The 12,349-nt window shown below is 55.7% G+C and carries 10 protein-coding genes; 6 read left to right on the top strand and 4 right to left on the bottom strand.

Annotated features, from left to right (window positions below; all coding sequences use genetic code 11):
- Window positions 1-32: 32 nt before the first annotated feature.
- Both EE949_RS06900 and EE949_RS06895 read right to left on the bottom strand, forming a co-directional pair.
- Complete coding sequence (locus tag EE949_RS06900) at window positions 33-1,343, bottom strand: ABC transporter substrate-binding protein (protein ID WP_122663592.1); 1,311 nt, start codon at window positions 1,341-1,343, stop codon at window positions 33-35.
- 252 nt (window positions 1,344-1,595) lie between these two features.
- Window positions 1,596-2,501 (bottom strand): AraC family transcriptional regulator, encoded by a 906-nt coding sequence (locus EE949_RS06895; protein WP_122663591.1) that lies wholly within the window; start codon window positions 2,499-2,501, stop codon window positions 1,596-1,598.
- Window positions 2,502-2,634: 133 nt separating this feature from the next.
- Here EE949_RS06895 and cobF point away from each other — a divergent pair, with 133 nt between their 5' ends.
- Window positions 2,635-3,393 (top strand): precorrin-6A synthase (deacetylating), encoded by a 759-nt coding sequence (gene cobF, locus EE949_RS06890; RefSeq protein WP_122663590.1) that lies wholly within the window; start codon window positions 2,635-2,637, stop codon window positions 3,391-3,393.
- A 338-nt stretch (window positions 3,394-3,731) separates the two neighbouring features.
- On the opposite strand, the gene EE949_RS06885 is transcribed toward cobF, so the two are convergent.
- Window positions 3,732-5,063, bottom strand: a complete 1,332-nt coding sequence (locus EE949_RS06885) for a glycosyltransferase (RefSeq protein WP_430735884.1) — start codon at window positions 5,061-5,063, stop codon at window positions 3,732-3,734.
- The gene (locus tag EE949_RS06880) at window positions 5,056-5,415 is read right to left on the bottom strand and encodes a response regulator (protein WP_122663589.1); all 360 of its coding nucleotides are present in this window, start codon (window positions 5,413-5,415) and stop codon (window positions 5,056-5,058) included. Before EE949_RS06880 ends, EE949_RS06885 begins: the two co-directional genes overlap by 8 nt.
- A gap of 267 nt (window positions 5,416-5,682) precedes the next feature.
- Here EE949_RS06880 and EE949_RS06875 point away from each other — a divergent pair, with 267 nt between their 5' ends.
- The 5 genes from EE949_RS06875 to EE949_RS06855 all read left to right on the top strand — a co-directional run bounded on the left by EE949_RS06875 (window position 5,683) and on the right by EE949_RS06855 (window position 12,326).
- Window positions 5,683-9,189, top strand: a complete 3,507-nt coding sequence (locus EE949_RS06875) for a response regulator (RefSeq protein WP_122663588.1) — start codon at window positions 5,683-5,685, stop codon at window positions 9,187-9,189.
- Between the two features lie 49 nt (window positions 9,190-9,238).
- Window positions 9,239-10,060: a CheR family methyltransferase gene (locus tag EE949_RS06870; RefSeq protein ID WP_122663741.1), complete on the top strand. Its 822-nt coding sequence runs from the start codon at window positions 9,239-9,241 to the stop codon at window positions 10,058-10,060.
- Window positions 10,057-10,674: a chemotaxis protein CheB gene (locus tag EE949_RS06865; RefSeq protein ID WP_122663587.1), complete on the top strand. Its 618-nt coding sequence runs from the start codon at window positions 10,057-10,059 to the stop codon at window positions 10,672-10,674. Before EE949_RS06870 ends, EE949_RS06865 begins: the two co-directional genes overlap by 4 nt.
- Window positions 10,668-11,849, top strand: a complete 1,182-nt coding sequence (locus tag EE949_RS06860; protein ID WP_122663586.1) for a hybrid sensor histidine kinase/response regulator — start codon at window positions 10,668-10,670, stop codon at window positions 11,847-11,849. Before EE949_RS06865 ends, EE949_RS06860 begins: the two co-directional genes overlap by 7 nt.
- 99 nt (window positions 11,850-11,948) lie before the next feature.
- Window positions 11,949-12,326, top strand: coding sequence for a response regulator (locus EE949_RS06855; protein ID WP_122663585.1), 378 nt, complete (start codon window positions 11,949-11,951; stop codon window positions 12,324-12,326).
- Window positions 12,327-12,349 lie beyond the last annotated feature (23 nt).

The raw sequence follows: 12,349 nt of genomic DNA, 5'->3' as shown, positions 1-12,349 counted from the left end.
GCGCATGCGCCCCGACGGATAGTCAGCAGCGACTATTTCTTTGGATAACCCGCTCGCTTCATGTCCCGTTCGGTGGAGGTCTGCGCGTTTTTCAACGCGGCATCAGGCGTTGCCGTGCCCACCAGCGCGGCGGAGAACTGTTGGCCCACCGAAGTGCCGATAGCCTGAAACTCAGGAATGGTGACCAGCTGAATGCCCACATAAGGCACTGGCTTGAGGGTCGGCGCTTTTGGCGTCACAGCCTTCAGCGACTCCAGAGTGATGTTGGCGAAAGGCGCGGCTTTCTTGTAGGCGTCGGTGTAGGTCGAAGCGCGAGTCCCAGGCGGTACGTTGGATACACCGTCTTTTTCGGCGACCAATGCTGCGTACTCTTTTGAGGTTGCCCATTCGGTAAAGGCTTTGGCGTCGGTCTGGTTTTTCGCACTGGTCGGGATTGCCAGTGCCCATGAGTACAGCCATGCCGAACCTTTGTCGGTGACTTCGTGAGGCGCATAGGTGAAGCCGACACTGTCAGCGACCTTGCTCTGGCTCTTGTCAGTCACGAATGAGCCGGCGACGCTGGCATCGACCCAGATTGCGCACTTGCCGCTGTTGAACAGCGCAAGGTTTTCGTTGAAGCCGTTACTCGATGCACCGGGTGGGCCGGACTTCTTCATGGTGTTCACGTAGAAGTTCAGCGCGTCCTTCCATTCGGGTTGGTCGAATTGCGGTTTCCATTGCTCGTCAAACCAGCGTCCGCCAAAGGAGTTGGCGACGGTGCTGATCAATGCCATGTTTTCGCCCCAGCCCGCTTTGCCACGCAGGCAGATGCCGTACTGTTCTTTGGACTTGTCGGTCAGCTTGTCGGCGAACTCGGCGATCTGTGTCCAGGTAGGACGTTCCGGCATGGTCAAGCCCGCAGCCTTGAACAGGTCGGTACGGTAGTAAGTGATTGAGCTTTCGGCATAGAAGGGCAGTGCAAACAGTTTGCCGTCTACCGACAGGCCATCGCGTACTGACGGGAAAACGTCGTCCAGCGCGTAGCTGGCGGGCAGGTCTTTCATCTCCTGCAGCCAGCCTTTGGCGCCCCATAGCGATGCTTCGTACATGCCGATGGTCAGCACGTCGAACTGGCCGCCTTTGGTGGCGATGTCTGTGGTCAGCCGCTGACGCAAGACGTTCTCTTCCAGTACGACCCACTTCAGTTTGATATCGGGATGCTGCTCTTCGAACGTCTTCGACAGCCGCTGCATACGGATCATGTCGCTGTTGTTGACCGTAGCGATGGTGACGTCGCCCGCAGAGGCTGTGGCGCAGAGAGTCAGACAGGTACCGGCAAGCAGAACTTTTGCAGAGGTCTTCATTTATCACTCCTCTTCAGTGCCCGGAGGGCTACAGAAGGTCAGTTATTGTTTTTGTGTCTTCCGGAGGCAAGGAAGATGTACATGGATTACAACGGGCGCCGACGCAGATGACAAATCCTGCGTGACACTTCGACTGATACTTTTCTGCACTGGTCGGCAGGCGAAAAAAATCCATACGAGACTGCCGCAACCGGGCTGCGACAGTCTGCAGCGCAGTCTCAGCGTAGACGCTCGGCGAGGAGGTGGGGTGAATCAGTACAGGTTTTGCTCGGTCAGGCGCTGAACGGCCAGGCGTCGATAGTGCGAAGGCGTCATGCCCTTGAGCTGTTGAAAGCGCCGATTGAAGTTGGAAATATTGTTGAAACCTGATTCAAAGCAGACATCGGTGACTGGCTTGTCTCCGTCGGCCAGCAGCTCGCAGGATTTGCTTATCCGCAGGCGGTTGACGAATTCGACGTAACAACGTCCGGTGGCTTGTTTGAAGACCCGGGAAAAGTACGTGGGCTTCATGCCCAGATAATCCGCGACTTCTTCCAGTGGCAGCTCGCGGGCGTAGTTGGCGAAGATGTAATCCACTGCGCGGTTGGTGCGATCTACGCTGTGCTCATCCGCCATGGGGGCTGAATTACTGCCTGACAGCAACTGGTAGTCGTCGCACACGGCCAGCAGTTCAAGGAGGATGAGGAAATGCCCAAGGCGGCTGATACCTTCGGAGTCAGCGATCTTCTGCATCAGTCGGGTGGCTTTGCGGATGGTGCGTTTACAGCGAAATTCGATACCGTACTGAGCCCGCTCCAGCAAGGGCGCCAGGGTTTTCAGTTCGGCGAATATCTGACTGCCACTGTCCAGCAGTTCATCGGTGAAATTCACCAACATGTCCCGTTTGCTGACCACCTCGTCCTCGGCGACCTGGCTGATCCAGTTGTGGGGCAGGTTGGGGCCGGTGAGGAACAGCGTTTCCGGGTAGAAATTACCGATGTAATCGCCCACAAAAACCTTGCCTGAACTGGCTACGATCAGGTGCAACTCGTATTCTTTATGAAAGTGCCAGCGCACCAGCGGGCAGGGGAATCCATGTTCGCGGTAGATGATAGACAGCCCGTTATGGTCGTCCATCAATTCGTATGAGGGGTCTGTGACCCTTGTTGTTTTTGTCATGGTATGGCCTGTATGCAGGGTGCCAGGCTGCTAATGTGCACTATTTGGGTGGGCGATCAAACCCCGTCAAGCCGACTCAAGCTCAGCTCCCACGGCATTTCCTACAATGGCTTGCAGTGCATGGAATGAAATCATGAAAACCATCCTCCTCATCGGCATAGGCTCTGGCAATCCGGAGCAGATCACTGTTCAGGCAATCAATGCGCTTAACCGCGCCAAGGTGTTTTTCGTTCTGGACAAGGGCTATGCAAATGATGACTTGCTGCGCCTGAGAAGAGACATCTGTGAGCGCTACATCACTCATGATGACTACCGCCTTCTGCAGGTCAGCGATCCGTCACGGGAAGATGATCCCCATTCCTATCAGCGAGGTGTGGCCCTGTGGCATGAGCAGAGGGCGGCACTGTTTCAACGCCTGATCATTGATGAGGTGGAGCCCGGACAAACAGCGGCATTTCTGATCTGGGGTGAGCCAACGCTGTATGACAGTACGTTACGTGTCTTCGAGCTTGTCCTCATGAATGCTCCACAATTGTTTGATTATGAAGTGATTCCTGGCATAAGCAGTGTGCAAGCGCTGGCTGCGCAGCATCGTATTCCGTTGAATCGTATTGGCGAGTCAATCCATATCACCACAGGTCGCAGGCTGGCGCTCGAAGGCGTTGATACGCCCGAGAATACGGTGGTCATGCTGGATGCGCATTGCACATTCGAGCGTTTTCTCAATCAGGGGCTGCATATTTACTGGGGGGCATACCTGGGCACCCCGTACGAAATCCTGATTGCGGGACCTTTGGACGAGGTGTGTGAACAGATCAAAGTGGTGAGAGCTGATGCCAGGCGAGAGAAAGGCTGGATGATGGATACGTATCTACTGCGAAATGATATGTAGATTCTATGTTTTATCTCCAACCTATTGTTTTTTATAGTTAAAGATAATTAATCCAACTGCGTTTACTGGCGAAAGTTTGCGAAAGGGTGTGTGGGGACGGGATTTCACTGTGGGAGCGAATTCATTCGCGAAGGGGTCTGTCTGAGAAGTATCCGGAGGCTGACACACCGCTTTCGCGAATGAATTCGCTCCCACAGGATTTACGCCATCCGTAGGACTGGCATTAGCCGGGAGGACGTCAGAACACCCATCAAACCTTCTTCGCCGTCCCGGCCAAAGCTACGGGACTGCAGACCACCATGGAACTTCCACAGGGCCCTGAGGTGTGCCGTCGACCGTCACACGGGATTGCGATTCTTCGCTTCAATCCACTGCGCCATGTACTGGGTGCTCTTGTGGTGGTGATGACGCAGCATTGCCCCGGTGAAATTGGCGGTTCGGTGGGCTTCAAGGTTTTCGCGCAATGCCTCTATACGTGCAATAAGGCTCGCGCAATGCTGCTGATGCCGGTATCGCGCTTCAAGCAGCGCCCAGCCCGCGCTCTGGGCCTGATGCCAGAGGCTTTCGTCCTGATAGAGGCACACGGCCGCATCGGCGATCTCCGCTGCACTGCTGGCAATGCTTCCCGGCCATGGCTGGTCACCACTCATGGCTTCGGCGCCGATCGGTGTGGTGACGGTGGGCGTGCCGCAGAGCATTGCGTCGACAATCTTGCCTTTGACGCCGGCGCCGAAACGTAGCGGTGCCAGGCATATGCGCGCCTCGGACATGACTTGCAAGGCATCTTCGGCCCAGTTCATCACATGGAACCCCTGAGCGGCGTTGTGCAATGCGGTGGCTTTGGGCGGCGTGTAGGCGCCGTAAATATGTAACTGGGCCTTGGGTAATTGTTGGCGGATCAACGGCCATATTGCGCTCTTCATCCAGAGCACGGCATCCCAGTTAGGCGCGTGACGGAAGTTGCCGATACTCAAGAAATGAGCGCGATCAGCGAAAGGCCGGGCAGTTGTCGGTACGCTGCTGATCATCAGCGGGCACCAATGCAGAATGGCGTCGGGCACGCCAAACCGGCTGGTCAGCAACTGCATTTCGACGTCTGACGTCATCAGGCTGAGGTCGGAGCGGTACAGCGCTGCAACTTCACGCTGGGCCAGATCGCCGCTTGCCATCAGCGTGAAGATGTCATGCTTTGATGAATCAAAAAATTCATTTAAATCATCGGGTTCTGAGCTATTTGTGATGTGTTGCTTGAGCTTGTGATGGCGAGCATGACGCAGGCTTTGCAGGTCTGATGTCTCCAAAATTCGCAGAGCGCCGGGACATTGCTTTTCAACGCGCCAGCCAAACTGTTCTTCAATCATGAACTGATCGAAAAGGACGATATCCGGCTGCAGTTCACGGACGAAAATATCAAAGCTGCTGTTGTTCAGTTCGATGCTCACCTCATCGATGCCCAACCCGGCAAGATCCGCCTTGTGCTCCCCCTCGGTGGCGGGGCTGGCGAAGGTGATACGCCATCCTTGCTCAAGGAAGCACTGAATCAATTGCATGACGTGCCCGCTGGCCGCCGACGATCGGGGCTCGGGCCACACGTAACCAATAATCAGTACGTGAGTTGATGCTTTCAACGCTGGACGTTCCGGCAGTTGCTGCGAGTCATGCTTATCCAAGGATGCTTTTTACCTTGTCGCGCAGCTGATCGATGGAAAACGGTTTGCCGATGCTGTGCATGCCTGCCGGTACATCGATGTTTTCGGCATAGCCACTGGCAAACAGAATGGGCAGCGACGGATAAAGCTCGCGGCTCTTGTTGGCCAGGTCTTTGCCGTTCATGCCCGGAAGACCAAGATCGGTCATCATCAGGTCAATCACGCTTGAACCGTTCTGCAGCACTGTCAGTGCCTCTTCGCCGTCCTCGGCTTCGATCACGTTGTATTCCAGTTCCTCAAGCACGTCGACGATAAGCATGCGGACAATATCGTCGTCTTCGACCACGAGAATGGTGCTGGCGGGGGCGGACATGTGTGAGTTCCTTCAAATAGAGACAATAAACGGCAGCAGTGACGCATGCGGCCGTTGATGAGTAAACAAAATAACGCTGGAAGTTCCCATAGCCAAACAAAGACACCCATTTGAGGGTGTAGTGGCCATTTTGTAACCATTGTGAAGCGATAGGCAGGTTTCTGTCGGATTAAATGTCAGAAAATTCAGCTATCTGTGTCAGAAATGAGAGTCTTTTTCTAAAGTTTACGGCAAACTTCATGGTTTGATGATCACCAAGGATGACCCATGATCCGTCCGTCTACCGTCGATGAGCAACGTTTTCGTAAATTGCTTGGCCGCAACGTCACTCTGCCTTTGAGTGTGGGCGTCATCAGCGCGGTCTTTTTCATTGGCTTGATCAGCTATCTGCTGTCGGTCATTCAGTGGGTCGAGCATACCGACCGGGTGATCAACAATACCAATCGTGCACTGAAACTTTCCATCGACATGGAAACCGGCATGCGTGGTTATCTGCTGGCCGGAGATGAGCATTATCTCGATCCGTACGAACTCGCGAAGCCAGCGCTTGCTGCGGAACTCAAGGGCCTTGAGACCCTGGTCAGTGATAACCCGCCCCAGGTCGACCGGCTCAAGCGCATTCAGGCTTTACAGGAGGATTGGGGTCAATACGCTGAGGAAATGATCCAGCAACGCCGGATCAAGGGTGAATATATTGCCCCTTTGCGTACCGGACGAGGCAAGCGTCTGACCGACGAGGTTCGCAGTCAGTACGAGGAAGTTGTCGCGGTTGAGCAGCAACTGCGTCTGGCGCGCAACGCCGATGTCACCCGCACGACCATCCTGTGCGTAACCCTCTACCTGATTTTCGTATTGAGCGTCAGTGGCTTTCTGGCGTACATCGGTCGCCGGGACTTGCTGGCGCTTTCAAGCACCTATGGCGATAACCTCAAGCTTCAGGATGAAAACGCTGAGCGCCTGAAGAAGGTTGCCTGGCTGCGCAACGGCCAGAGCGAGTTGGCCGAGCAGGTGTTGGGGCAATTGACCCTGAATACCCTGGGCGGCAACGTTTTGCAGTTCTTCGCTCAGTATCTGGGTAGCGTTGTTGCCGCCGTCTATGTACGTCAGGAACACGGCGGGCTCAAGCGTGTGGCGTCTTACGGGTTCTCCCGTGAGCAGGAACAGTACGAACAATCGATTTACAGCGGCGAAGGCATCATTGGTCAGGCCGCGCAGCAAGATCAGATCATTCGCCTTGATGAGGTGCCGGGTGATTACTTCAAAGTGTCTTCCGGTCTGGGTGAGGGCAATCCGCGCAGTATCCTGGTGGTCCCGACCAGCAACGACGACCAGGTCAATGGCGTCATCGAACTGGGTTTCCTGCGGGCGCTGACCGAAAGCGATGTCGAGTTCATGGAACTGATCGCTGACAACGTGGGCACTTCTATTGAGGCCGCCCGTTATCGACAGCGTCTGCAGGAAGTCCTGGCCGAAACCCAGCAGCTCAACGAAGAGCTGCAGGTTCAACAGGAAGAACTGCGTACCGCCAACGAAGAACTGGAAGAGCAATCAAGGATTCTCAAAGAGTCCCAGGCTCATCTGGAAACTCAGCAGGCCGAGCTGGAGCAAACCAACGAGCAACTCGCTGATCAGGCGCAAGTCCTGGCCGATCAGCGCGATGCGCTGGATCGCAAGAACGAAGAGCTGAACATTGCGCAGGTGGAGCTTGAAGCTCGTGCCGATGAGCTGCAGCGGTCGAGCAAGTACAAGTCGGAATTCCTGGCCAATATGTCCCACGAGCTGCGTACACCGCTGAACAGCTCGTTGATTCTGGCCAAATTGCTTGCGGAGAACCCGGCAGAAAACCTCACTTCCGAACAGGTCAAGTTCGCCGAATCGATCTATTCGGCAGGTAATGACTTGCTCAACCTGATCAACGACATCCTCGATATCTCCAAGGTCGAAGCGGGCAAACTGGACATGCGCCCTGAGAACAGCAGCGTATCGCGGCTGGTAGAAGGCCTGCGCAATATGTTCCAGCCGCTGGCTGCCGACAAGAAGCTGGACTTCCATGTGGAGCTGCAGGCCGGTGCGCCGACCATGCTCTACACCGACCGCCAGCGTCTGGAACAGATTCTGAAAAACCTGCTGTCGAACGCGATCAAGTTCACCGAAACCGGCACCGTCAGCATGACGGTCTCGCGCCAGCCAGGTGCGGGTATCGTGTTCACCGTCCGCGACTCGGGCATCGGTATTGCTGCCGAGCAACAGGAAAGTATTTTTGAAGCGTTCCGTCAGGCGGATGGCACCACCAATCGTCGTTATGGCGGTACCGGGCTCGGGCTGTCCATTTCTCGCGACCTCGCGCGGTTGCTCGGCGGTTCGATCAGCGTGACCAGCGAGCCGGGGCAGGGCAGTATTTTCTCGCTGATCCTGCCGGAGCAGTACGTCGAGCCACTGCTGTCAGAGTCGGGGGACGTCCCGGCACCTGTTGCCGCGCCGGTCCTGCCCGTACCACGCCCGGCCCCTGCACCGATCGAGGTGCCTGTCGCTCCGGCCCGGCCGATTGCGCCGACTTTTGCCGACGATCGTGAAAAGCTGCCATCGACCAAGCGCTGTATCCTGGTCATTGAAGACGAGGTGGCGTTCGCCAGGATCCTCTTCGACCTGGCGCATGAGTTGGGTTACCACTGCCTCGTTGCCCATGCGGCCGATGATGGTTTCAATCTCGCTGCGCAATTCGTGCCTGACGCAATCCTGCTGGACATGCGTCTGCCGGATCATTCCGGGCTGACGGTTCTGCAGCGCCTGAAAGAGCTGGCGCCTACGCGACACATTCCTGTGCATGTCATTTCCGTAGAAGACCGTCAGGAAGCGGCCATGCACATGGGCGCGGTGGGTTATGCGGTCAAGCCGACCACCCGCGAAGAACTGAAGGATGTGTTTGCCAAGCTGGAAGCCAAGTTGACCCAGAAGGTCAAGCGCATCCTGCTGGTTGAAGACGACGCGCTGCAGCGCGACAGCATTGCGCGGCTGATTGGCGATGACGACATTGAAATCACCGCCGTAGGTTTTGCCCAGGATGCCCTGGATCTGCTGCGCGACAATATCTACGACTGCATGATCATCGACCTCAAGTTGCCGGACATGCTCGGCAACGACTTGCTCAAGCGTATGTCCACCGACGAGATCTGTTCGTTCCCGCCGGTGATTGTCTACACCGGACGCAATCTGACCCGCGATGAAGAAGCCGAGCTGTTGAAGTATTCGCGCTCGATCATTATCAAAGGCGCGCGCTCACCAGAGCGTCTGCTGGATGAGGTCACGCTGTTTCTTCACAAGGTTGAGTCGCAGCTCTCCAATGAGCGGCAGAAGATGCTCAAGACTGCACGCAGCCGGGACAAAGTGTTCGAAGGGCGCAGGATCCTGGTGGTCGATGATGATGTGCGCAACATTTTTGCCCTGACCAGCGCGCTGGAGCACAAGGGGGCTGTTGTTGAAGTGGCGCGCAATGGTATCGAGGCTATCAGCAAGCTGGATGAGGTCGAAGATATCGACCTGGTGCTGATGGACGTGATGATGCCCGAGATGGATGGCTATGAAGCGACCATCGAGATCCGCAAGGACCCTCGCTGGCGCAAGCTGCCGATCATTGCGGTGACCGCCAAGGCCATGAAGGATGATCAGGAGCGTTGCCTGCAGGCGGGCTCCAACGACTACCTGGCCAAGCCTATCGATCTGGATCGGTTGTTCTCTTTGATTCGTGTATGGCTGCCAAAAATGGAACGTATTTGAGTTGGACAAGCCCAAGGTGAGCATCCAGCCCAAGGTTAAAGGTTCCGCTATGTCTCAAGACAGAAACACGGACATCGAAATACGTCTGTTGATTGAGGCTATTTATCTCAAGTACAGCTACGATTTTCGTGATTATTCCGGCGCTTCGGTAAAGCGCCGGATCAGTCACGCGCTGCGCCAGTTCGACTGCACCACGGTTTCTGCGCTTCAGGAGCGGGTGATTCATGACCCCCAGGCGTTCATGCAACTGCTGCAGTTTCTGACTATTCCGGTCAGCGAGATGTTTCGTGATCCTTCGCACTTCCTGGCCATTCGTCAGGAAGTGGTCCCCTTGCTGCGCACCTACCCGTCGATAAAGATATGGATCGCGGGTTGCAGCACGGGCGAGGAGGTCTATTCCATGGCTATCCTGCTGCGCGAAGAGGGTTTGCTGGACCGTACGATTATTTACGCCACGGACATCAATCCGAGTTCGCTGGAGAAGGCTCAGCAAGGGATTTTCTCGATGGAAAATGTGCGTACCTACACTGACAACTACCAGAAGGCGGGTGGTCAGTGTGCTTTTTCCGATTACTACACCAGTGCCTACGATTACGCGATTTTCGATAAAACCCTGCGCGAGAACGTGACGTTTGCCGACCATAGTCTGGCTACTGACAGTGTGTTTTCTGAAACGCAGATGATTTCCTGCCGCAACGTCCTGATCTATTTCAACAAGAAACTGCAGAATCGAGCTTTTGGTCTGTTCCACGACTCACTCTGCCACCGTGGCTTTCTGGTACTGGGTAGCAAGGAAACACTGGATTTTTCCGATTACAGCAGCCAGTTCGTGCCTTTGGTCAAACCGGAACGGATCTACCGCAAGTCATGAAGACATCTTTTCCTGGGGAAGCCGCGGGGGATCAAGCGTTACCCGTTGTTGATGCCATTGTCGTGGGGGCTTCAGCGGGTGGGGTCGAGGCGCTGCTCAAGGTGTTTTCGCGACTCAGGGTCGGCTATCGACTGCCCATTCTTACCGTGTTGCATGTGCCTGAAGATCGCCGCAGCCAGCTGGCTCAGGTGTTTCAGGCCAGACTGCCGATCAAGGTCAAAGAAGCCGATGACAAAGAGGACATAGTGCCTGGCACGCTGTATTTCGCGGCTCCGGGCTATCACCTGTCGGTGGAGAATGATTTCAGCCTGTCGCTGAGCCAGGAGGATCGTGTATTCCATTCGCGGCCCAGTATCGACATCCTTTTCCAGTCAGCCGCCGATGCCTACGGGCCGCGTCTGGCCGGCTTTCTACTGACCGGGGCCAATAATGACGGGGCCTTTGGTTTGTCGTGTATCAAACTGTCCGGCGGTTTGACGGTAATCCAGGACCCCGACCAGGCTCAGGCGCGCACCATGCCTGAAGCTGCGCTTGCGTTGCATGAACCGGATTACCTTCTGCCTTTAAATGATATAGGCCAATTGCTGGTCGAGCTGGAACGAATTGCATGCTGAATCACATTCAAGCCAAGCTGTTGATCGTCGACGATTTGCCGGAAAACCTCCTGGCGCTCGAAGCGCTGATCAAGCGTGAAGATCGCGAGGTGTACAAGGCGTTGTCCGCCGATGAAGCCTTGTCGTTGCTGCTGCAGCACGAATTCGCCATGGCAATTCTGGATGTACAGATGCCGGGCATGAACGGCTTCGAACTCGCTGAAATGATGCGCGGTACGGACCGCACCAAAAATATCCCGATCGTGTTTGTCAGCGCCGCAGGCAGAGAGCTCAACTACGCGTTCAAGGGCTATGAAAGTGGCGCGGTGGACTTTTTGCACAAGCCGCTGGATATCCATGCAGTCAAGAGCAAGGTCAACGTATTCGTTGATCTGTATCGGCAGCGCAAGGCCATGAAGCTGCAAGTCGAGGCACTGGAGCAAAGCCGCCGCGAGCAAGAGCTGTTGCTGGCGAAGTTGCAGGTGACGCAGAACGAGCTTGAGCACGCCATTCGCATGCGTGATGACTTCATGTCAATCGTGTCCCACGAAGTGCGCACGCCGCTTAACGGACTGATCCTTGAAACTCAGCTGCGCAAGCTGCACCTGGCCAAAGACAACGCATCAGCATTCACCATGGACAAGATGCGGGCCATGGTTGATCGCGATGAGCGCCAGATCCAGAGCCTGATCCGCCTTATTGAGGACATGCTAGATGTATCGCGCATTCGCACGGGCAAGCTGTCGATCCGTACCAGTGCGTTTGATCTTGCCGAGCTGGTGAGCAACCTGCTCGAAAGCTTTTCTGCACAGATCGCGGCGGCCGAATCCAGTGTGACCTTCACCGCAGAAGAGCCGGTGATCGGTGTTTGGGACGAGTTCCGAATCGAGCAGGTGGTTGCCAACCTGCTGACGAATGCGTTGCGCTATGGCGCGCGCAAGCCTATCGAAGTCCGGGTTTATGCCGTTGAAGGGCAGGCGCGGGTCGAGGTGCGTGATCAGGGCATCGGTATCAGTGCGGAAAACCAGCGGCGCATTTTCCAGCAATTCGAGCGGGTCGCGGCCAATCATGCCGTCCACGGCCTGGGGCTGGGCCTGTTTATTTCCGACCAGATAGTCGCAGCCCATGGTGGCGAAATCGTTGTTGAAAGCGCAGAGGGCGAAGGCTCGATGTTCAGGGTTTGCCTGCCGGTCTGAGGACGTGCGTTGCAGGCGTCAGATTTATCCGATCATTACGCAACCTACGGCAACCGCCATGGTCGTAAAGGCAGCTATTTATAGACCGAAGGCAGTCCCATGAGCTCTGATGCAGAAAATGTCGTCCTCATCGTCGAAGACGAACCGCTGATCCTGATGTTGCTTGCCGATTATCTATCGGGCGAGGGCTATCGAGTGTTGCAGGCGGAAAACGGCGAGCAGGCGTTCGAGATCCTTGCGAGCAAACCACACCTGGATTTGATGATCACTGATTACCGTCTGCCAGGCGGGATATCCGGCGTGATGATTGCCGAGCCAGCCGTCAAGCTCCGACCTGAATTGAAGGTTATTTTCATCAGCGGGTATCCGGCAGAAATCGTTGAGTCGGGCAGCCCTATTGCTGCCAAGGCACCGATCCTGGCCAAGCCGTTCAATATGGAAACCCTGCATTCCCAGATCGAAAAGCTGTTGGCCTGAATCGATCGTCTCCCGCGCCATCC

It is taken from the genome of Pseudomonas viridiflava (genome assembly GCF_900602065.1).
GTDB lineage: Bacteria > Pseudomonadota > Gammaproteobacteria > Pseudomonadales > Pseudomonadaceae > Aquipseudomonas.
This window is presented reverse-complemented; position numbering and strand designations above follow the sequence as displayed.